Annotated in this window: 21 protein-coding genes, 1 tRNA gene and 1 pseudogene; 4 read left to right on the top strand and 19 right to left on the bottom strand. The window is 72.3% G+C overall.

Annotation, left to right across the window (positions count from 1 at the left end):
* The first annotated feature begins 18 nt into the window (after positions 1-18).
* A complete protein-coding gene (locus CWN80_RS02695; protein WP_007925402.1) occupies positions 19-942 on the top strand; it encodes a LysR family transcriptional regulator in 924 nt (307 codons plus the stop codon).
* A 38-nt stretch (positions 943-980) separates the two neighbouring features.
* On the opposite strand, the gene CWN80_RS02690 is transcribed toward CWN80_RS02695, so the two are convergent.
* From CWN80_RS02690 to CWN80_RS02670, 5 genes are all read right to left on the bottom strand, one after another.
* Entirely contained in the window at positions 981-3,437 is a 2,457-nt protein-coding gene (locus CWN80_RS02690; protein WP_007925404.1) for a ComEC/Rec2 family competence protein, read from the bottom strand.
* Positions 3,434-4,264, bottom strand: coding sequence for a ComEA family DNA-binding protein (locus tag CWN80_RS02685; protein WP_128276837.1), 831 nt, complete (start codon positions 4,262-4,264; stop codon positions 3,434-3,436). The genes CWN80_RS02690 and CWN80_RS02685 overlap by 4 nt, the downstream gene beginning before the upstream one ends.
* A gap of 128 nt (positions 4,265-4,392) precedes the next feature.
* A complete protein-coding gene (locus tag CWN80_RS02680) occupies positions 4,393-5,247 on the bottom strand; it encodes a DegV family protein (protein ID WP_157986897.1) in 855 nt (284 codons plus the stop codon).
* Positions 5,248-5,282: 35 nt separating this feature from the next.
* Positions 5,283-8,177 (bottom strand): leucine--tRNA ligase, encoded by a 2,895-nt coding sequence (gene leuS, locus CWN80_RS02675; RefSeq protein ID WP_007925408.1) that lies wholly within the window; start codon positions 8,175-8,177, stop codon positions 5,283-5,285.
* A 39-nt stretch (positions 8,178-8,216) separates the two neighbouring features.
* The gene (locus CWN80_RS02670; RefSeq protein ID WP_128276835.1) at positions 8,217-8,849 is read right to left on the bottom strand and encodes a SanA/YdcF family protein; all 633 of its coding nucleotides are present in this window, start codon (positions 8,847-8,849) and stop codon (positions 8,217-8,219) included.
* Between the two features lie 73 nt (positions 8,850-8,922).
* Here CWN80_RS02670 and CWN80_RS02665 point away from each other — a divergent pair, with 73 nt between their 5' ends.
* The gene (locus CWN80_RS02665; RefSeq protein WP_007925410.1) at positions 8,923-9,768 is read left to right on the top strand and encodes an amidohydrolase family protein; all 846 of its coding nucleotides are present in this window, start codon (positions 8,923-8,925) and stop codon (positions 9,766-9,768) included.
* 18 nt (positions 9,769-9,786) lie between these two features.
* Here CWN80_RS02665 and CWN80_RS02660 read toward each other — a convergent pair whose 3' ends face one another.
* Both CWN80_RS02660 and CWN80_RS02655 read right to left on the bottom strand, forming a co-directional pair.
* Positions 9,787-10,218 carry a hypothetical protein gene (locus CWN80_RS02660; RefSeq protein ID WP_007925411.1) on the bottom strand — a complete coding sequence of 144 codons (432 nt, stop codon included), beginning with the start codon at positions 10,216-10,218 and terminating at the stop codon, positions 9,787-9,789.
* Positions 10,215-10,547, bottom strand: a complete 333-nt coding sequence (locus tag CWN80_RS02655) for a cupin domain-containing protein (protein ID WP_040880718.1) — start codon at positions 10,545-10,547, stop codon at positions 10,215-10,217. The genes CWN80_RS02660 and CWN80_RS02655 overlap by 4 nt, the downstream gene beginning before the upstream one ends.
* Positions 10,548-10,614: 67 nt before the next feature.
* Between CWN80_RS02655 and CWN80_RS02650 the strand changes: the two genes are divergently transcribed.
* On the top strand, positions 10,615-10,812 hold the full coding sequence (locus CWN80_RS02650; RefSeq protein WP_007925413.1) for a carboxymuconolactone decarboxylase family protein: 198 nt from the start codon (positions 10,615-10,617) through the stop codon (positions 10,810-10,812).
* A gap of 3 nt (positions 10,813-10,815) precedes the next feature.
* Here CWN80_RS02650 and CWN80_RS02645 read toward each other — a convergent pair whose 3' ends face one another.
* The 8 genes and pseudogenes from CWN80_RS02645 to CWN80_RS02610 form a co-directional block, all read right to left on the bottom strand.
* Positions 10,816-11,364, bottom strand: a complete 549-nt coding sequence (locus CWN80_RS02645; RefSeq protein ID WP_007925414.1) for a DUF488 domain-containing protein — start codon at positions 11,362-11,364, stop codon at positions 10,816-10,818.
* 7 nt (positions 11,365-11,371) lie between these two features.
* Entirely contained in the window at positions 11,372-12,544 is a 1,173-nt protein-coding gene (locus CWN80_RS02640; protein WP_040880759.1) for a benzoate/H(+) symporter BenE family transporter, read from the bottom strand.
* A gap of 62 nt (positions 12,545-12,606) precedes the next feature.
* Positions 12,607-12,682, bottom strand: a tRNA-Ala gene (locus CWN80_RS02635).
* A gap of 80 nt (positions 12,683-12,762) precedes the next feature.
* Positions 12,763-13,437 (bottom strand): histidine phosphatase family protein, encoded by a 675-nt coding sequence (locus CWN80_RS02630; RefSeq protein ID WP_007925416.1) that lies wholly within the window; start codon positions 13,435-13,437, stop codon positions 12,763-12,765.
* Positions 13,434-13,835, bottom strand: a complete 402-nt coding sequence (rsfS, locus tag CWN80_RS02625) for a ribosome silencing factor (RefSeq protein WP_007925417.1) — start codon at positions 13,833-13,835, stop codon at positions 13,434-13,436. The genes CWN80_RS02630 and rsfS overlap by 4 nt, the downstream gene beginning before the upstream one ends.
* A complete protein-coding gene (gene nadD / locus CWN80_RS02620) occupies positions 13,832-14,407 on the bottom strand; it encodes a nicotinate-nucleotide adenylyltransferase (protein WP_259909008.1) in 576 nt (191 codons plus the stop codon). The genes rsfS and nadD overlap by 4 nt, the downstream gene beginning before the upstream one ends.
* Positions 14,408-14,421: 14 nt before the next feature.
* Entirely contained in the window at positions 14,422-14,634 is a 213-nt protein-coding gene (locus tag CWN80_RS02615; protein WP_128276834.1) for a hypothetical protein, read from the bottom strand.
* Between the two features lie 442 nt (positions 14,635-15,076).
* Positions 15,077-16,375, bottom strand: a pseudogene (locus tag CWN80_RS02610) (glutamate-5-semialdehyde dehydrogenase); the annotation flags it as partial.
* 20 nt (positions 16,376-16,395) lie between these two features.
* On the opposite strand from CWN80_RS02610, the gene pdxY reads away from it, so the two are divergent.
* Entirely contained in the window at positions 16,396-17,250 is an 855-nt protein-coding gene (gene pdxY, locus CWN80_RS02605) for a pyridoxal kinase PdxY (RefSeq protein ID WP_007925080.1), read from the top strand.
* 3 nt (positions 17,251-17,253) lie between these two features.
* On the opposite strand, the gene proB is transcribed toward pdxY, so the two are convergent.
* From proB to rplU, 4 genes are all read right to left on the bottom strand, one after another.
* Positions 17,254-18,372: a glutamate 5-kinase gene (gene proB / locus CWN80_RS02600; RefSeq protein WP_007925082.1), complete on the bottom strand. Its 1,119-nt coding sequence runs from the start codon at positions 18,370-18,372 to the stop codon at positions 17,254-17,256.
* The gene (gene obgE, locus CWN80_RS02595) at positions 18,372-19,880 is read right to left on the bottom strand and encodes a GTPase ObgE (RefSeq protein WP_128276833.1); all 1,509 of its coding nucleotides are present in this window, start codon (positions 19,878-19,880) and stop codon (positions 18,372-18,374) included. The genes proB and obgE overlap by 1 nt, the downstream gene beginning before the upstream one ends.
* Positions 19,881-19,973: 93 nt before the next feature.
* Positions 19,974-20,237, bottom strand: a complete 264-nt coding sequence (gene rpmA / locus CWN80_RS02590) for a 50S ribosomal protein L27 (RefSeq protein WP_040880683.1) — start codon at positions 20,235-20,237, stop codon at positions 19,974-19,976.
* Between the two features lie 30 nt (positions 20,238-20,267).
* Positions 20,268-20,576 (bottom strand): 50S ribosomal protein L21, encoded by a 309-nt coding sequence (gene rplU / locus CWN80_RS02585; RefSeq protein ID WP_007925089.1) that lies wholly within the window; start codon positions 20,574-20,576, stop codon positions 20,268-20,270.
* Positions 20,577-20,670 lie beyond the last annotated feature (94 nt).

The following is a 20,670-nucleotide window of genomic DNA, read 5'->3' as shown; positions in this document are numbered from 1 at the left end:
CGACCTACGATGGGCCCCATGATCGACGCCGCAGGGCTGCGCGTGATGCGGGCCATCGCCGAGGAGGGCAGCTTCACCGCTGCCGCGCTCGCGCTCGGGTACTCCCAGCCCGCCGTCTCCCAGATGGTCAAGCGTCTGGAGCAACGCACCGGGACCGTCCTCGTCGAAAAGGTCGGCCGCTCCGTGCGGCTCACCGAGGCCGGCGCCGTCCTCGCCCGCCACGCCGCGCCGGTGCTCGCCGCGCTCGACGCCGCCGAGGAAGAGGTCGCCGCGATCGCCGGTCTGCGCTCCGGACGGGTGCGCCTCATGGCCTTCCCGTCCTCGTCCGTGACCCTCGTGCCCCGGGCCCTCGCCGCCGTGCGGGCCGCCCACCCGGACCTGTCCGTGCAGTTCACCGAGGCCGAGCCGCCCGAGTCGCTTGCCGCCCTGCGTGCCGGCGACGTCGATCTCGCGGTGGCCTTCAGCTACGACGGCAGCGACCTGGGTCGCGGGGAGGACCTCGAGGGCTTCGTCGTCCATCCGCTCCTCGACGAGGAGGTGCGCGTCGCGCTCCCCCGCGACCACCCGCTCGCCGCCAAGGAGACGGTCTCGATGACCGACCTGACGGACGAGGAGTGGATCGCCGGGTGCGCCCGCTGCCGCGGCCACCTGCTGACGATCGCCCACGATGCCGGCTTCGCCCCCAAGGTCGCCTTCGAGACCGAGGACTACGTCGCGGTCCAGGGCTTCGTCGCCGCCGGTCTCGGGGTGGCCCTCATCCCCGACCTCATCCGGGCAGCGACGTCCAACCCCGACGTGAGCATCCGCCCGCTCGACCCGCAGAGCCGCCGCCGCATCCACGTCGTGACGACCGACGACCTGCTCAAGGTGCCCGCCGTCGCCGCGACGCTCGAGGCCCTCACGGTCTCGGCCCAGGCGGTCGACGTCTCCGTCGTCAGCTGACCGAGGGCCATCCCGCGGACGGACGCGTGCGCCCGCCGTCATCGACGGCTCGTCACGACAGCCCCAGCGTCGAGGACCGCGATGTCGCCGTGCTCGTCGGTGCGCACGACGCGGGTGCCGTGGCGCGCAGCCCACTGCAGCGCGGTGGGGGTCGGGTGCCCGTAGGTGTTGTCCGCGCCGACGCTGATGACAGCGGTCGGCGCGACGACGGCGTCCATGAGGTCCTCGTCGAGGTTGCTCGACCCGTGGTGCGGCATCTTGACGACGTCGAGGTCGTCGGCCGCCGCGGCCAGCGCCGGGTCGCGTCGTAGCGCGAGGAGGATCGCGTGGCCCGCCTCGCGCTCGATGTCACCGAGGAGGAGAGCGCTCAGGCCACCCGACCCTTCGGTGTCGCCCGCCCCGTCGGTCTCGCCAACGCGCACGTGCAGCACGATGCTCGCGTTGTTGGCTGCCGAGCCCCCGGGCACGACCCGCGCCGGCCACCACACCGACGCGGTGACGTCACCGATGACGAGACGGTCGCCGGCGACGAGCGGCTGGACGGGCGCACCGTGCTCGGTCGCGATCCGTCGCACCTGCCGCACAGCCCACGCGGGGTCCTCGACGGGGGTGACGAGCACCCGCCCGACCGGCCGGTCACCGATCGCGGCCTCGAGGTCCCCGACGTGATCGTCGTGGAAGTGCGTGAGCACCACGGCGTCCAGCGTGCGCACCTGCAGGCGTCGCAGGCACCCGTCGATGCCACCGTCCTGCGGCCCGACGTCGACGAGGACGGCCCGTCCGGGCCCGGAGGCGAGGACGAGGCCGTCACCCTGCCCGACGTCGCAGGCGACGAGCCGCCACCCGTCGGGCGGCCACGTCCACACCCGCGTCGGCAGGGCACCGATCGCGAGCACGACGGCGAGGGCGATCGCGACGAGCGGACTCCCCCGGGCCCGCTGCACCAGCCAGGGCGCACTCAGCACGAGCACGGCGGTGACGACGGTGAGCAGCACCGCGCCCGGTGGCCCGTCGGGCCACGGCAGCGCTCCCCCGGGTACGTCGGCGGCCAGCCGGGCCGTCCACGCGATCGCCAGGGCGAAGGGCGCGCCGCACCACCCGACGAGGCTCGCCAGGGAGGTGCTCACGACGGCGACGAGGGCGGCGCTGACGCCGAGGACCGTGGCCGGGGCGACGAAGGGAGCCGCTGCCAGGTTGGCGACGACGGCGATGAGGCTGACGTCGCCCTGCAGGAGGACGACGACCGGCCCGCACACGAGCTGCGCGGCGACCGGGATGGCGACGGCAGGGCCGATCAGGTGCAGGCGTCTGGGCAGACGCGCGTTGATCGCATCCGACCACGGCCGCACGAGCAGCAGCAGCCCGAGCGTGGCGAGCGAGGAGAGCACGAAGCCGTAGGAGCGCGCCAGCCAGGGGTCGTAGGCGAGGAGCGCCAGGACGGCGGTGCACAGGGCAGGTGTGCCGGCTCCGCGCCGAGTGATGCTCATGCCGAGGAGGCCGATCGCCCCCATCGTCGCGGCGCGGATGACACTCGGCTCGGGTCGGGCGAGGACGACGAAGAAGGCCAGGCCCGCCGCCGCGAGCCAGGGCCGCCACCGTCGCGGCAGCCCACTCACCCGGGCGGCGCCGATGAGAGCGGCGAGGACGACGGCCACGTTGGACCCGCTCACCGCGGAGAGGTGGCTCATGCCGACGAGCAGCATGTCGTCGGTGAGGTCCTGCGGGGTCATGGAGGTGTCCCCGATGACGAGAGCCGGCAGCAGGCCTCGGGCGTCGGCGGGCAGCGGCTCCATCGCCTCGCGCATCCCCGTCCTCAGGTGCTCCGCCGCGGCCCGCACCGGCGAGCGTTCCCCCACCGGCTGCGGCGGCCCACGCGGGCTGAGCAGGGCCACCTCGGGGTCCTGCGGCTCCGCCGGCGCCAACCGCCCGGTGAGCTCGATGCGATCGTGCCACCCGACCTCGTCCCACGGCTGCTGCGCCCTGACGAAGACCGGTGCGCGGACCCGGGTCGTCACTCCTCGCGCGGTGACCGACTCCAGCCGCACCCGCAGCAGCACGCGGGGCGCGGCGGCGCTCCCTTCGTCACCGGAGGGCAGCCCGGCCCGCACGATCGGCTCGGTGAGCACGACCCCCTGGGCCCGGACCATCGCCCGCTCCGCGATGAGGTCGTCGATCGGGCCGACGTGGCGGGTGGCCTCGTGCGCCGCGGAGGCACCGAGCACGAGCACGCTGGCGACACAGGTCAGTCCGAGCACGGCCGGCCCGTCCCGGCGCCAGGAGGGTGCCGCGTGCCGCCCCCGGTAGCGCACTCCCCCGAGCCACAGCAGGCCGACGAGCCCGGCGGCCAGACCCGCCCCCACGACCCGGGTCGAGCCCGGCCACGAGAGCGCCCAGGCTCCGAGCGCCCAGGCACTCAGGCAGGGCACGAGCAGGCGCAGGTCGAGGGCCGGCGGGGGCCGCTGCGCGGTCTCGGGCTGCCCTGCCGCCCCACTCACACCGTGACCTTGGGCGAGAGCTGCGCGTAGATCTTGTCGCCGATGCCGCTCACCTCACCGAGCTCCTCGACCGCCGTGAAGCGTCCGTGCTCGGTGCGCCAGTCGAGGATCCGCTGGGCGAGCACCGGTCCCACGCCCGGCAGGGTCTCGAGCGTCGCCAGGTCGGCGGTGTTGAGGTCAACGAGGCCGCCCGTGCCCGGGGCTGCGCCACCACCTGCCCCGGGTGCGCCCGCTGGAGCCCCCGACGCGTCGGGTGCTCCCGGGGCCGCCGTCACGGTCTCCCCCGGGCGGGGCACGACGACCTGCTCGCCGTCGACGAGCGGTCGCGCGAGGTTGACCCCCGTGAGGTCGGCGCGCGAGGTGGTGCCACCGGCCTCGTCGAGCGCTGCGCCCACACGCGAGCCCGCCGGCAGCGTCACCACACCCGGTCGCTCCACCTGCCCGACGACGTGCACGGTGACCTCCGCGCTCGACGGGCTCCCCACCCCTGACACGGCACCTGGGGAGGTGGCGCCACCCGAGGCGAAGGGAGAGCCGCCGGCCGAGGCCCCCGACGTCTCGCCCTCCGCTCCGACGTCCCCGGTCCCCGACGTCGCCGCCGGCTGCGGAGCCACGGCCTGCGGCTGTGCGTCGCCCCGCGCCAGCAGATATCGACCGCCGAGCATCGCCACGGCGAGCGCGACGACGAGGGCCACCCCGAGCACCGCCTGACGCCCCACGACGTAGCGCCCCGTCGCGAGGGTTGGTGGCAGCTCGAGCGGTCGACGTGGCCGGTCCTCCTCGAGGATCTCGGCCACCCGGGCGGAGGGTTCACTGGCACGACTCATGCCTGCGACGCTAGGCAGGTCGGGCCGTGCCGACCCGGGTCAGTGCGACGGTGTGGACGAGCGCCCGACCCAGCCCGGACCTGTGCACCAGCGGGCCCGCCCCGCTCTGCTCAGTCGGCTCAGTCGGCTCAGTCGCGGCAGCGGGGCACGACGGCGACGCCGATGGTCCCCAGACCCACGTGGGCGGCCACGACGGCGCTGAGCGTCGTCGTCTCGACGTGACCGTCAACGGTGGCTGCCAGCGCACTCCCCAGTGCGGCGGCCCGCTCGTCGCCGTCGATGTGCTGGACCGCGACCTCGACCCCGTCGGCCCAGTCCGGCAGGTCGCGGCAGGCCTCCTCGGTCAGCGCCTGCAGCCGGGCGATCGCACGACCGGCGGTGCGCACCCGCTCGAGGGGCTCGACCTGCCCGTCGACGACGTGGAGCACCGGCTTGACCGCCAGCGCCGACCCGAGCAGCGCCTGGGCGCCCCCGATCCGGCCACCACGACGCAGCCGGTCGAGGCTGTGCACGAGCAGGCGCACCGACGAGGCGCCGACCCGTCGCTCCAGCCGCTCGACGATCTCCGCCACGTCACGGCCAGCGGCCGCATCGCGGCTCGCCGAGATCGCGGCCAGCCCGACCGCCATGCCGATGGTGCGCGAGTCGACGACGTGGACCGGCACCGGGGACTCCAGCGCCGCCGAGCGGGCCGAGTCGACGGTCCCCGACAGGGAGGAGCTCAGGTGCACCGAGACGATCGCGTCAGCTCCCCCCTTCGCCGCCTGCTCGTAGGCCCGCAGGAAGGTGAGGGGCGAGGGACGTGAGGTGCTGATGTCGGCCTTGCGCCGCAGCCCGTCGACGACCCAGTCGATGTCGGCATCGTCCTCGGCGCGGTCGCGGCCGTTGACGACCACGCGCAGGGGCACGGCGGTGATCCCGTGCTCGCTGCGCAGCTGCGGGCTCAGCGAGGTGGTCGAGTCGGTGACGACGGCGGTGCTCACCCGCCGAGGGTAGCGTCGCTCACCTGCGCGAACCCTCAGGCCGGGACGACGTTGACGAGCTTGGGCGCCCGGACGATGACCGTGCGGATGCCGCCCTCGGTCGCCGCCTTGATCTTGTCGCGGTCCAGGGCCAGCTCGCGCAGCTCGTCCTCACCGATGTCGCTCGGCACCTCGACGCGGTCGCGGACCTTGCCCTTGATCTGGATGACGCAGGTGACGCTCGCCTCGACCATCTTGCTCTCGTCGGCGACGGGGAAGGGCTCCGCGCTCAGCGAGTGCTCGTGACCCAGCCGCGACCACAGCTCCTCGGCGAGGTGCGGCGCGATGGGCGCCACCATGAGCACGAGCGGCTCGACGGCGGCACGCGGCACCTCCCCCAGCTTGGTCAGCGCGTTGTTGAGCTCGATGAGCCGCGCGATGGCGGTGTTGAAGCCCAGCGACGCGTAGTCGGCGCCGACCGCTGCGATCGTCTGGTGGAGCAGTCGCTCGGTCTGCGCGTCGAGCGCACCGTCGGTGACGCGGACCTCGCCGGTCTCCTCGTCGACGACATTGCGCCACAGCCGCTGCAGGAAGCGCTGGCTGCCGACGACGGCCCGGGTCTCCCACGGCTTGGACTGCTCGAGCGGGCCGAGCGACATCTCGTAGACGCGGAAGGTGTCGGCACCATACTGCTCGTACATCTCGTCCGGACTCACCGCGTTTTTCAGCGACTTGCCGATCTTGCCGTACTCCTGGGTGACCGGCTGGCCCTGCCAAGTGAATCCCGTCGGCGCGCTCGCGTCCTCGACGACCTCGGCCGCCGGCACCGGCTGCCCGCGGTCGTCGCGGTAGGCGTGCGCCTGAATGTAGCCCTGCGAGAAGTACCGGCGGAAGGGCTCCTCGCTGCTCACGTGACCGAGGTCGAAGAGGATCTTGTGCCAGAAGCGGGCGTAGAGCAGGTGCAGCACCGCGTGCTCGACCCCGCCGATGTACAGGTCGACGCCACCCGGGTCGCGGGTGCCGGCTGGCGCGCCGGGCACCGGCGTCTCGCGCGGCCCGACCCAGTAGGCCTCGTTGGCCGGGTCGACGAGCGCCTCGTCGTTGGCCGGGTCGAGGTAGCGCAGGTAGTACCAGCAGGAGCCGGCCCAGTTGGGCATCGTGTTGGTCTCACGGCGGTAGCGACGCGGGCCGTCGCCGAGGTCGAGCTCGACCTCCACCCACTCCGTGGCCCGACCCAGGGGCGGCTCGGGCTGGCTGCTCGCGTCGTCCGGGTCGAAGGTCCGCGGGCTGTAGTCGTCGACCTCGGGCAGCTCGACGGGCAGCATCGACTCGGGGACGGCGTGCGCGACGCCGTCGTCGTCGAAGACGATCGGGAAGGGCTCGCCCCAGTAGCGCTGACGGGAGAAGAGCCAGTCGCGCAGCTTGTAGTTGACGGTGCCGCGACCGACTCCGTGCTCCTCGAGCCAGGTGGTGATCGCGGCCTTGCCCTCGGCGACGGTCAGACCATCGAGCGAGATGGAGTCGCTCACGGAGTTGATGATCTCGCCGTCGCCGCTCCAGGCACCCTCGTGCCCCTCGGGAGCGGCCACGGTCGGGATGATGTCGAGACCGAAGGCGGTCGCGTAGTCGAAGTCGCGCTGGTCACCCGACGGCACGGCCATGATCGCGCCGGTGCCGTACCCCATGAGGACGTAGTCGGCGACGAAGACGGGGATGCGGGCACCGCTCACCGGGTTGGTCGCCCACCCGCCGGTGAAGACGCCCGTCTTGTCCTTGGTCTCGATCTGCCGCTCGACGTCGCTCTTGCGCCGGGCCTCCTCGCGGTAGGCCGACACCGCGGCGAAGGGGGTGTCCGCCCCACCCGTCCACGCGTCCAGCGTGCCCTCGGGCCAGCCGCCCTCCGGCACGAGCGCGTCGACGAGGGGGTGCTCCGGGGCGAGCACCATGAAGGTCGCGCCGAAGAGGGTGTCCGGGCGGGTCGTGAAGACCTCGATGGGGTGCTCGGCGCCGTCGGTGCCGGTCGCGGTGAAGATCACCTGGGCGCCCTCGCTGCGGCCGATCCAGTTGCGCTGCATCGCCTTGACCTTGTCCGGCCACTCGACCCGGTCGAGGTCGTCGGCGAGGCGGTCGGCGTAGGCGGTGATCCGCATCATCCACTGGCGCAGGTTGGTGCGGAAGACGGGGAAGTTGCCCCGCTCGGACCGGCCGTCGGAGGTGACCTCCTCGTTGGCCACGACCGAGCCCAGGCCCGGGGCCCAGTTGACCGGGGCCTCCGCCGAGTAGGCCAGGCGGTAGCCGTCGAGGACGTCGGACCGCTCCTTGGGCGACAGGTCCGCCCAGGTGCGGGTCTCCCCCTCCGGCAGGGGCCGCTCACCGGAGGCGAAGGCCTCGACGAGCTCCGCGATGGGCCGGGCCCGGCCACGGCCCCCGTCGGGCCGCACGGCGTCCTCGTCGTACCAGGCGTTGAAGATCTGCAGGAAGATCCACTGCGTCCAGCGGTAGTAGTCCGGGTCGATCGTCGCGAAGGCGCGCCGGTCGTCGTGCCCCAGGCCGAGGCGACGCAGCTGGCGGCGCATCGTGTCCATGTTGGCCTCGGTGGTCACCCGCGGGTGCTGACCGGTCTGGACGGCGAACTGCTCGGCGGGCAGGCCGAAGGCGTCGTAGCCGAGGCAGTGCAGCACGTTCTTGCCGAGCATCCGCTGGTAGCGCGCGTAGACGTCGGTGGCGATGTACCCCAAGGGGTGACCGACGTGCAGACCCGCCCCCGAGGGGTAGGGGAACATGTCGAGGATCAGCTGGTGGCCCTCGTGCTGCTGCACCCGCTCCGGCTCGGCCCACGGACCGGCGGGGTTGGGGGCGCGGAAGGTGCCGAGCTCCTCCCAGCGGTCCTGCCAGCCGGTCTCGATCCGGCCGGCCATCTCCGCGGTGTAGCGGTAGGGCGTCTCGCTCATCTGTGGTGCTTCTCCCGGGGTTGACGATCGGGCTTCAGACTACTTGTCGTCCGTCCGGGCCTGTGCCAGCGCATCGGTGATGCCGGGCTCCACGTCCCCGAGGACGGGGTCGCGACGGCTGAGCACGTCGAGCGCCGCCTTGACGTTGGCGAGGTACTCGCGCTGCTCGCCCGCGCGGTAGGGGCCGGCGAAGCGGCGCGCGCGGTCGTCCCCCACCCCGACCGTGTCCAGGCCGATGGCGTTGCAGACCGCGACCGCGCGGGGCACGTGGTAGCTCTGCGAGACGATGATCGCGTCGGGGACCTCGAAGATCCGCTTGGCCCGCACGCAGGTGTCGTAGGTGTCGCGCCCGGCGAAGTCCATGACGACCCGGTCGGTCGGGACACCCGCCTCGACGAGGTGGTCGCGCATGGCGGTCGGCTCGTCATAGGAGTGCGTCCGGTTGTCGCCGCTGACGAGGATCGCGTCGACGCTGCCCTGCTCGTACAACCGACGAGCGATGTCCAGCCGATCCTCGAGGAAGGGGGTGGGCCGGCCCTCCTCGGTCAGCCCGGCACCGAGGACTATCGCCACCGAGCGGTCGGGTGCGTCGGCGAGCCCGTGGACCTGCCCCGACGCGCTGCGCGCGACCCAGACGTTGGGTGCCCCGACCGCGATAACGGCGAGCGCCACGACGCCCCCAGGGCCCACCACCCGCGTCGTCCCCTCAGCTCCATGCCCGCAACCTAGTGCCTAGGGTGTGGCCATGAGCGCGCCCGATCTCCCGGAGATCATCGACATCCACACCCACTTCATGCCCCAGCGGGTGCTGGACAAGGTGTGGGCCTACTTCGACTCGGCCGGGCCCCTCATCGGGCGGCCGTGGCCGATCACCTACCGCGAGGACGAAGGGGGCCGCCTGGCTGCCCTGCGGGCGCTGGGTGTGCGCGCCTTCACCTCGCTGAACTACGCCCACCGCCCCGCGATGGCGCAGTGGCTCAACGACTGGTCGAGCGAGTTCGCAGCCAAGCACGACGACGTCCTGCACTCCGCGACCTTCTACCCCGAGCCCGGTGCCGCGGACTACACGGCGGCCGCGATCGAGGCGGGTGCGCGGATCTTCAAGGCGCACGTGCAGGTCGGTGACTACTCGCTGGCCGACCCGCTCCTGGACGACGTGTGGCCGGTGCTGGAGCGCAGCCGCACCCCGATCGTCATGCACGCGGGCAACGGCCCGGCACCCGGCCGCTTCACGGGGCCGGAGTCCGTCCGGGACCTGCTGCAGCGCCACCCGGGTCTCGTGCTCGTCATCGCCCACATGGGCATGCCCGACTACGGCGACTTCCTCGACATCTGCGCCGAGCACCCCGATGTGCACCTCGACACGACGATGGCCTTCACGGACTTCACCCAGGCCACGTCACCCTTCCCCCGCGAGCGCATGGACGACCTCGTCGCGCTCGGCGACCGGGTGCTCTTCGGCAGCGACTTCCCCAACATCCCCTACCCTTACGAGCACGCGGTGGACGCGGTCCGCCGGCTTGGCCTGGGCGAGGACTGGGAGCGCAAGGCGTTGCACGACAATGCTGCTCGGCTCTTCGGGATCCGCTGACGGTCTGCCGCGCGTCGCTCAGCTGCGCAGGTGGGACAGCACGATGCCGACGGGGATGCTCACAGCGAGCACCAGCAGCATCGCGCGGTAGGCCAGCGCGGCCGCTGCCGGCACTCGTGCGACTCGTGCTCGCAGTGCGAGGACCAGGGCGACGACGAGCAGCACCGACCCGAGGTCGACGAGCAGCGGAGTCGTGACGAGGGTGCCGCCGATGACCAGGAGGCTGCCGAGGTTCCACCCGGCCACCTGCACCCAACCGACCCGGTCACTCGTGGCGTCGACCGCTCGCAACCGACCCATGACGTACTGGGCCACACCGACGACGAGTACGAGATAGGCCGCAGCCCAGCTCCCCTTCGCCCAGTCCATCGGCCCGGTGACGGCCGCGACGAGTCCACCGAGGACGACACCCAGCGCGCCGAGGGCGACGAGCGTGCGAGCAGGAGTCACGCCCCGGTGCCGACGCTCAGCAGCACGACGGCGTCCTCCAGTGCCAGCAGGTCGTGACGGGCTGGCGGGATGATGAGCAGCTCGCCCGCGCCGCCCTCCCAGGTCTCCTCCCCGGCGGTCAGCCGCACCCGACCCTGCAGGACCTGCAGCGTCGCCTCCCGCGGACTGTCGTGCTCGGCGAGGGCCTTGTCCTGCAGCAGGGCGATGAGCGTCTGGCGCAGCACGAAGTCATGGTGCCCGTGGACCGTCACGGCGCTGCGCCCCGCGGACCCCTCTCGCGCCTTGCCCAGGTGCTCCTGCGCCAGCTCGGTCAACGACAGCGATTCCACGACGACTCCTTCGACGGGGGATGTGCCCTCCCATCGTGCACCCTCACGGAGCCGGTACGTTGCCGTCATGGGTCAACAACAGCGTGCGATCTCCTTCCTCCGTGTCCCCGAGGCCGCCGACCTGGAGCCGATGCGCGAGGCCTGTCTGGACGACCACGAGATCCTCGAGGCGGTCCAGGTGATCGGGATGTTCAACATGACCAACCGCGTCTCGAGCGCTCTGGGCATGGTCCCCAACCACGAGTACCACTCGCAGGCCCGCTGAGCCTCACTCCTCGTCGAGGCTCACTCCTTCGTCGGCGGTGCCCGGGTAGGTCAGACGGGTGCCGTCGACGACGGCGAAGGAGGTCAGCGTGTGCTCCTTGGGCGCGCCGTCCCCGATGATGTCCAGGACGGTGACGCCCCGCACGAGCAGCGCGTCACCGACGAGCGAGCGGTGGCAGCGCCACGGCACTGCCTCGGCACACATGATGACCGGCGACTCCTCCTCGGCGATCTCCAGCAGCCGGGTCAGACCCCGCTCGAACTCCTCGGTGCCCATGTGGTCGGCGTAGCCCTGGAAGGATGCGTTGCGCCACTGCGTGTTGACCGAGTCCGGTCGGCGCTTGCGCAGTCCGCCCAGCTCCTTGACGTACGTGTAGCCGAGACCCGCCTGCGCCAGGGACGCCTCGAGCGCGTCGTGCCAGTACTGCGGGTTGTGCCGCGACTTGGGCACGGTGCGGATGTCCACGACACGCGTGATGCCGAGCCCGCGCAGCCGCGCGATGAACTCGTCGATGGGGCGGGTCGAGTGACCGATCGTGTGGACGGTGCTCACCCCCTCATCATGCACGCGCGCGGTGCGAGCGCAAGACACCCCTGACGACCAGGCCCGCGACGATGGCCCAGAAGGCGGCGCTGATGCCGGCGATGGCAATCCCCGAGGCGGCCATGACGAAGGTGGTGACAGCCGGGACGTGGTCCGCGGGCTCGGCGAGGGCTGCCCTGAGCGAGACCGCGAGCGTCCCCACGAGAGCCAGCCCGGCGACGGCCGGGACGACACCCTCGGGGGCCAGGGAGACAAGGGTGGCGAAGGCCGCGGAGGCGATGCCGATCGGGACGAGGAGCACGCCAGAGGTCACGCTGGCGATCCAGCGACGCGAGGTGTCCTCCCCGGCCTCCGGACCGGCCGCGAGAGCAGCACTGATCGCCGCGAGGTTGATGCCGTGACCGCCTGCCGGTGCGCCGACGATCGTGCCGACACCGGTGACGAGCATCGAGCGCTGCCACGGCACCTCGTAGCCGAAGCCGCGCATCACCGCCATGCCCGGGACATTCTGCGAGGCCATCGTCACGAGGTAGAGCGGGAGGGCGATGCCCACCAGTCCCCCGATGGTGAAGGCGGGCGCGGTCAGCTCCAGTCGCGGCACGAGGGCCGCGGCGTCCATGGGCGTTCCCATCGACGTGAGGTGGACGACGATGACGACGGCTGCAGCGACGAAGGCGAGGGGTGAGGCCCACCGGGGCAGGAAGCGCAGCGCGAGGACCCACACGAGCACGACGGGCCCGACCGCCCACGGGTTGGCGGCCATGCCGGTCACCGGACCGAGGCACAGCTGCAGCACGATGCCGGCGAGCATCGCCTGCGCCACAGAGGCCGGGATCCGGGTGATGAGCGCGCCGAGGGCGGGGACGAGCCCGGTGGCGACGACGAGCGCGCCGGTGACGACGAAAGCACCCACGGCGGCCGGCCACCCGCCGTCGACGGCGCCGCTCGAGGCGAGCAGCGCGGCGCCCGGTGTGGACCAGGCGACGGTGATCGGCATGCGGGTCGTCACGGACAGCACGATCGAGCCCAGCCCCATGAGGATCGTGACGGCCAGCAACCCGCTGGCGGCCTGGGCGGGGGTGGCACCGACGGCGGTCAGGCCCTGCAGGACGACGACGAAGGCGCTGGTGAAGCCGACGAGGGCCGTGACGACTCCGGCCGCGACCGGGCGGCTGCTCTCCTGCGGCATGCGCACACGCTAGACGGTGCGACGAAGGCCCGGACCTACTGGTCCGGGCCTTCGTCGACCACTGGTGGAGCTGAGGGGATTCGAACCCCTGACCCCCTCCATGCCATGGAGGTGCGCTACCAACTGCGCTACAGCCCCGAGTGGGTTCCCCGTGAAGGGGACTGCGGAAGCATACCCACATGCCCCCCTCCATCACCAAATCGGCGACGGCACTACGCTCATAGGCCTTCCGCGGAGGCATTCCACTGGGTGATCCGCCACCCTGCGCGCCCCTCCTCGAGGCTCGCCCAGTGGCAGTTGCCGAAGCCGCCGAGGACCCGCCAGGCCGTCGTCTGGTCGAGGCCGACGAGCTCGGCGACGAGCGAGCGGCCGGTGACGCCGTGGGTGGCGATGACGACGCACTCCCCCGGGTCCATCGAGGCGACGAGCTCGTCGAGAGCGCTCCGGGTGCGTCGGGCGACGTCCGCCAGGGACTCGCCGTGGCCGCCGCGCTTGAAGTCCTCGCCGCTGATCAGCTTGTCGGCGTCCTGCGGGTACTGCGAGTACACCTGCGCGGCTGTGAGGCCCTGCCAGCCGCCCGCGTGGATCTCGCGCCAACGCTCGTCGAGCGCCACGGAGAGGCCACCGCTCGCCGCGGCGACCTCCTCCGCCGTGTCCCGGGCCCGCACGAGGTCGGACGAGACGACCCGGGTGGGCCGGAGGGAGGCGATGGCCGCCGCCGCGGCCCGCGCCTGCTCCCGCCCGAGGTCGGTGAGCTCGTGGTCGAGCTGCCCCTGCCAGATGCCCTTGAGGTTGGATCCGGTCTGGCCGTGCCGGAGCACGATGAGGCGACGGGGCTCCCCCTTCGACCCGGCGTCGGCCTCGGCGGACAGCCGTCGGGTCGTCTCGGTCACGCCCCGGACTCGTCCTGGCGCGAGCCCACGACCCCGAGGTCGAGGTGCGGGCAGTCGCGCCACAGGCGCTCGAGGTCGTAGAAGTCCTTTTCCTCGTCGTGCTGCGCGTGCACGACGATGTCACCGAAGTCGAGCAGGACCCAGCGGCCGGGGCCGTGGCCCTCGCGGCGCAGCGTCTTGACGCCGGCCTCCTCGCGCAGGGTGTCCTCGATCGCCTCGGACATCGCCTGGACCTGGCGCTCGTTGTCCGCGGAGACGACGAGGAAGATGTCGGTGAGGGGCATCTGGCCGGACACGTCGAGCCCGGTGATGGTGCTCGCGTGCTTGTCGGCCGCCGCGCGTGCGGCGATGGTCGCGAGGTCGATGGCCTGCTGGGTTGCTGCCACGGTCTGGGTCACTCCCGGTCGTCGGTGTAGAGCTCGTACTTGTTGATGTACTGCACGACGCCGTCCGGCACGAGGTACCAGACCGGTTCGCCGTCGCTGACGCGCTGGCGGCAGTCGGTGGAGGAGATCGCCATGGCCGGCACCTCCTGGAGGGTCACCTTGTCCTCGGGCAGGCCCGACTCGCTCAGGGTGTACCCGGGGCGCGTGACGCCGATGAAGTGGGCGAGGTCCCACAGCTCGTCGACGTCCTTCCACGACAGGATCTGCGCGAGCGCGTCGGCGCCGGTGATGAAGAAGAGCTCGTCATCGGGGCGCAGCCGGTGCAGGTCGCGCAGCGTGTCGATGGTGTAGGTCGGCCCGTCGCGCTCGACGTCGACCCGGCTCACGGTGAAGCTCGGGTTGGACGCGGTCGCGACGACCGTCATGAGGTAGCGGTGCTCGGCGGGGCTGACCTGCGTGTCCGCCTTCTGCCACGGCTCGCCGGTCGGCACGAAGACGACCTCGTCGAGACCGAAGCGGGAGGCGGCCTCGCTCGCAGCGACGAGGTGACCGTGGTGGATGGGGTCGAAGGTCCCACCCATCACGCCGAGCCGCTTGCTCAGTGGTGCTCCCCGGCGGCCGTCTCGTGGTCGTCGTGGGCCACGGTGTTGTGCGCGGACGGGATCTTGGTCGCCGCCTGGCGGAAGGCGAAGAGGACGCCCAGCATCATCGCGAAGATCAGGAGCGCGAAGAGACCGTAGACGACGGGCGGGACCGGGAGCTCGGTGTGGTGCTCGGCCTCGGCGGCGAGGGAGGCAAGAGTGCTCAGCATGCGCCCCATGCTACCCGCCCGTTGTCCACCGTCTTCATCCACAGGCCTGTGTGCAGGGCCGAGGATGACGCCCGCTGCCTGTGGACACCGCTGTGGGTGATGTCCGCTCGGCGATGCGACCGCTCACCCGTTGCAGCGAGCACCGGAGTACGCGTAGAACAGTCCTCACACCGCGGCCGCATGACGGCCGTCCGGACCACAGGGATAACGACGCACGCACGACCCACGGCGCCACCGTGGTGTCACCGGCGACTCGGCGGCGTCGGCGCCTCCTGGTCCACGTGACCCCGCGACGACGCGCCTGCGTGCCCGTCGCCGCGCTGCCGTCGCCACAGGGCCTGCGGGCCGTGTCACGGACAGCGGTCGAGGGCCCCCTCCCGACGGAGAGGGCCCTCGACCTGTCTCGTGGCGATGCCCTGCTCGGGCGGTGCCGCGCGTCGGCTCAGCGCCGGATCTGACCGTCCCCCTCGACGACCCACTTGGTCGTCGTCAGCTCGGGCAGGGCCATCGGCCCGCGGGCGTGCAGCTTTTGCGTCGAGATGCCGATCTCCGCGCCGAAGCCGAACTCCCCGCCGTCGGTGAACCGCGTCGACGCGTTGACGAGCACGGCGGCCGCGTCGACCTCGGTGGTCCACCTGCGGGCCGCGGCGCGGTCCTCGGTGACGATCGCCTCGGTGTGGCCGCTCCCGTGCCGCCGCACGTGCTCCATCGCGGCGTCGACGTCGTCGACGACCGCGACCGACATCTCCAGAGCGAGGTACTCGCAGTCGAAGTCCTCGTCCGTGGCCGGCTCCACCCGCACGCCCTCGGGGGCGGCCGCGCGGGTCGCCTCGTCACCGTGCAGGACGACGCCCGCCTCGGCGAGCACCCGCAGCACCTCGGGCAGGAAGTCCGCGGCGAGATCGCGGTGGACGAGGAGCGACTCCGCGGCATTGCACACGCTCGGCCGGTGGGTCTTGGCGTTGAGCGCGATGGCCAGGGCCTTGCCCCGGTCGGCGGCCACGTCGACGTAGACGTGGCAGTTGCCCACGCCGGTCTCGATGACGGGCACCGTCGACTCGAGCACCACGGCCTGGATGAGGGAGGCTCCTCCCCGCGGGATGAGCAGGTCGACGAGACCGCGGGCGGTCATGAGGGCCTGGACCGCGTCGTGGCCGCCCTCGAGTAGCTGCACGGCGTCCTCCGGCAGCCCGTGCTGGCGAAGGGCGGACCGCAGCGCCCCCACGAGCGCCCGGTTGGTGCTCGCGGCGGCCGAGCCGCCGCGCAGGATCATCGCGTTGCCGGACTTCAGCCCGAGCCCCGCCGCGTCGACGGTGACATTGGGGCGGGCCTCGTAGATCATCCCGACGACGCCCATCGGCACCCGCACCTGCCGGATCTGCAGGCCGTTGGCCAGGGTCGAGCCGCGCACGACCTCCCCGACCGGGTCGGGCAGCGCGGCGAGGTCGCGCAGCGCCTGCGCCACCGCGGCGACCCGGTCCGCGTCGAGCGCCAGCCGGTCGAGCAGACCGGCGGCCATGCCCCCTTCGCGCCCGCGCCGCAGGTCCTCCGCATTGGCGGCGACGACCTCGTCGGTCGCGGCGGCGACCGCATCGGCCAGGGCGAGCAGCGCCGCGTCCTTCTCCGCCCGCGTCAGCAGGGCCAGGCGCCGCGAGGCGACCCGCGCACGCTCGGCCAGGTCACGCACCACGGCGGTGGGCTCGAGGGTCAGGGTGTCGGTCATGCGCACAGGGTACGGGCGGGCAGTGCGATGATGCTGAGGTGACCACGATCCTGTCCATCCAGTCCCACGTCGCCTACGGACACGTCGGCAACTCCGCGTCCGTCTTCCCCATGCAGCGCCTCGGTGTGGAGGTGTGGCCGGTGCACACGGTCAACTTCTCCAACCACACCGGCTACGGCGCGTGGCGCGGCCCGCTCATGGACCCGGCCGACGTCGCCGACGTCGTCACGGGCATCGGCGAGCGCGAGGCCTTCGCCGAGATCGACGCGGTCCTCTCGGGCTACCAGGGTGGTGAGGGCATCGGCGCGACGATCCTCGACGCCGTCGCCGCGGTCAAGGCGGTCAACCCGGCCGCGATCTACGCCTGCGACCCGGTGATGGGCAATGCCAAGTCCGGCTGCTTCGTCCACGAGTCGATCCCCGTGCTGCTGCGGGAAAAGGTCGTCCCGCAGGCCGACCTCATCACGCCCAACCAGTTCGAGCTCGGCTTCCTCACCGACACCGAGCCGCAGACGCTGGAGGAAACGCTCGCCTCGGTCGACGCCGCCCGCGAGATCGGGCCGAGCACCGTGCTCGTCACCTCGGTCCTGCGCCCCGACCGTCCCGAGGGGACGATCGAGATGCTCGCCTGCCACGACGACGAGGCGTGGATCGTGCGCACCCCGCACCTGCCGCTCAAGGCCAACGGCTCGGGCGACGTCACCGCCGCGCTCTTCACGAGCCACTGGCTGCGCACGCAGTCGCTGCAGGAGTCGCTGGGGCGCACCGTCTCGTCCGTCTTCGACCTGCTGCAGCTCACGCTCGACTCGGGTCGGCGTGAGCTGCAGCTGGTCCAGGCGCAGGAGGCCTACGCCCACCCGCGGATGCAGTTCGAGGTCACGCGGGTGCGCTGACGCTCACAGGAGCGCGAGGTGGTCTCGGTGGATGACCTCACGCTCGTACTGCGGCCCGATCTCGGCCGCGAGCTCCTTGGTGCTGCGCCCCATGAGGTGCGGCAGCTCGCCGGAGGTGTAGTTGACGAGCCCGCGGGCGATGACCGCGCCGTCGGGCCCGACGACGTCGACGGGATCGCCGTCGACGAAGGAGCCGGTCACCCCGGTGATGCCGGCCGGCAGGAGCGAGCGGCCACGATCGCGAAGGGCGGTGACCGCACCTTCGTCGATCTGCACCGACCCGCGCGGGGTCGTCGCGTGGGCCAGCCAGAGCGCGCGCGACCCGCGGCTGCGCCGCTGGGGGTGGAAGACGGTGCCGACGTCCTCGCCGGCGAGGGCTCCGGCGATCTGGTCGGCGGAGGTGAGCACGGTGGGGATCCCGGCGGCGCCTGCGATGGTCGCCGCCTCGACCTTCGTCGTCATGCCGCCGGAGCCGACCGCCGACCCGGTCCCGCCGATGGAGATCGCCTCGAGCTCGGCGGGCTCGGTGACGACCGCCACCCGCTCGGCGCCGGGGGTACCGGGCTTGGCGGTGTAGAGGGCATCGACGTCGGTGAGCAGGACGAGCCCGTCGGCGCCGACGAGCTGGGCCACGAGCGCGGCGAGCCGGTCGTTGTCGCCGAAGCGGACCTCGTGGGTGGCCACGGTGTCGTTTTCGTTGACGATCGGCACGACCCCGAGGTCGAGGAGGGAGTCGAAGGTGCGCTTGGCATTGGTGTAGCTGGTGCGTCGGGTGACGTCGTCGACGGTGAGCAGGACGAGCCCGATGGTGTGGCCGTGCCGACCGAAGGCCCGGTCGTAGGCCGACAGCAGCACGCCCTGGCCGACGCTCGCCGCGGCCTGCTGGCGCGCGAGGTCGCTCGGTCGCGTGCTCATGCCGAGCGGGCCGATGCCGGCCGCGATGGCGCCCGAGGAGACGAGGACGATCTCGGCGCCCTCGCTGCGCCGACCGGACAGCGCGTTGACGAGCGCGGTGAGGCGGGCGATGTCGAGCTCTCCCCCGGCCGCGCTGGTCAGCGACGACGAGCCGACCTTGACGACGATGCGCCGGGCACGCGAGATGGCCCGCCGTGCATCGGCCATCAGTCGTCCTCGGTCCAGTGTCCGGCCTGGCGCTCGGTCCACAGCCCCTCGCGGGCCGCGGTCTGGGCGTCCTTGCGGGCGTGGAACTCCTCGCGGCGCTCCTTGGTCGTGCGCCGCGTGTTGTCCTCGAAGCGCAGGTCCTGACCGCGGTGGCCGAGGAGCTCGGCGCCGCCGACGAGGGTCGGCTCCCAGTCGAAGACGACCGCGTTGTCCTCCGGGCCGATGAGCACCGTGGAGCCCGCGACCGCGCCGGCCTTGGTCAGCTCCTCCTCGACACCCGCCCGATTGAGCCGGTCGGCGAGGTAGCCGACGGCCTCGTCGTTGGCGAAGTCGGTCTGGAAGACCCACCGGGTGATCTTGTCGCCGAGGACGTGGAAGACCTCGCCGTCGGACGTCACCTCGCGACGCACGACGAAGCCGGCGTCGTCGACCGCCTTGGGGCGCAGGACGACCCGCTGCGGCGCGATCTCGACCTCCGTCTCGGCACGCGCAGCCTGAACGTGGCGGGCCATCGCAAAGGTCAGCTCCTTGAGCCCGGTGTGCGCGACGGCGGAGACGACGAAGACCTCCAGGCCGCGCCCCTCGAGGTCGGCCTTGACCATCTCGGCGAGGTCGAGGGCGTCGGGCACGTCGGCCTTGTTGAGCACGACGATGCGGGTGCGCTCCGACAGCGGCGTGCCGCCGAGGGTGTCGTCGGCGACGTAGGCGGCCAGCTCGGCCTCGATGACGTCGAGGTCGGTCATCGGGTCCCGGCCCGGCTCGAGCGTGGCGCAGTCGATGACGTGGACGAGCACGGAGCAGCGCTCGACGTGCCGGAGGAACTCCAGGCCGAGCCCACGCCCTTCGCTGGCACCGGGGATGAGGCCGGGCACGTCGGCGACGGTGTAGCGCATGTCGCCGGCCGTGACGACGCCGAGGTTGGGCACGAGCGTCGTGAAGGGGTAGTCGGCGATCTTGGGCCGGGCCGCGGAGAGGACGGAGACGAGCGAGGACTTGCCAGCACTCGGGAAGCCGATGAGGGCGACGTCGGCAAGCGACTTCAGCTCCAGGACGATGTCCCGGCTCTCCCCCGGCTCGCCGAGCAGCGCGAAGCCGGGCGCCTTGCGACGCTGGCTCGACAGGGCCTTGTTGCCCAGGCCACCGCGCCCGCCCTGGGCCGCGACGAAGGTCGCGCCGGGTGCGACGAGGTCGGCGAGCACGTCGCCCGACGCATCGGTGATCACCGTGCCGGCGGGCACGGGCAGGACGAGGTCGTCGCCGTTGGCGCCGTTCTTCTCGTCGCCGGCGCCGGGGGCACCGTTGGTCGCCCGGCGGTGCGGGCTGCGGTGGTAGTCGAGGAGGGTCGTGACCTGCGGGTCGACGACGAGGACGACGTCACCGCCGTGGCCGCCGTTGCCGCCGTCCGGGCCGCCGAGCGGCTTGAACTTCTCGCGGTGCACGGAGGCGACGCCGTGACCACCCTTGCCGGCCTCGACGTGCAGGGTGACGCGATCGACGAAGGTCGTCACGACCTCACCTCTCCTTGGTGTGTGGGGTGGAGCGGGTACGGCGAAGGGGGCAGGTCAGCGGACCCGCCCCCTTCGCACACGCATGGTGTCGCGTCAGCTGGCGGAGTCCACCGGCAGGACGCTCACGGTCTTGCGGCCGCGCTTGGAGCCGAAGGTGACGGCGCCGTCAGCGAGGGCGAACAGCGTGTCGTCGCCACCGCGGCCGACGTTGTCGCCCGGGTGGAAGTGGGTGCCGCGCTGGCGGACGATGATCTGACCGGTGCCGACGAGCTCGCCGCCGTACCGCTTGACACCCAGGCGCTGGGCATTGGAGTCGCGTCCGTTCTTGGACGAGGACACACCCTTCTTGGAAGACATGTCAGTAGGTTCCTAACTGTTGAAGGAGGCTCAGGCCTTGATGTCGGTGATCTTCAGCTGCGTGAGCGGCTGGCGGTGACCCTGGCGCTTGCGGTAGCCGGTCTTGTTCTTGTACTTCATGATCGTGATCTTGGGGCCCTTGGCGGCACCGACGACCTCGGCCGTGACGCTGGCCTTGGCCAGCTTGTCGGCGTCGCTGGTCACGGTGGACCCGTCGACGAGGAGGATCGGCTGCAGGTCGACGCTGTCGCCGGCCTCGCCCTTGATCGAGTTGATGAGGATGGTGTCGCCGACGGAGACCTTCTCCTGGCGGCCACCCGCGCGAACGATCGCGTACATCAGTGGAACTCACTTTCGCTTCAGGTGCACTCGCTCTGTCTGACCGGCCAACAGTCCTCATGCCGGGGCATGAAGCGTCCGCTCGGTGGGCGCA

This window comes from Janibacter hoylei PVAS-1 (assembly GCF_004025845.1).
Classification (GTDB): Bacteria; Actinomycetota; Actinomycetes; order Actinomycetales; family Dermatophilaceae; genus Janibacter; species Janibacter hoylei.
This window is presented reverse-complemented; position numbering and strand designations above follow the sequence as displayed.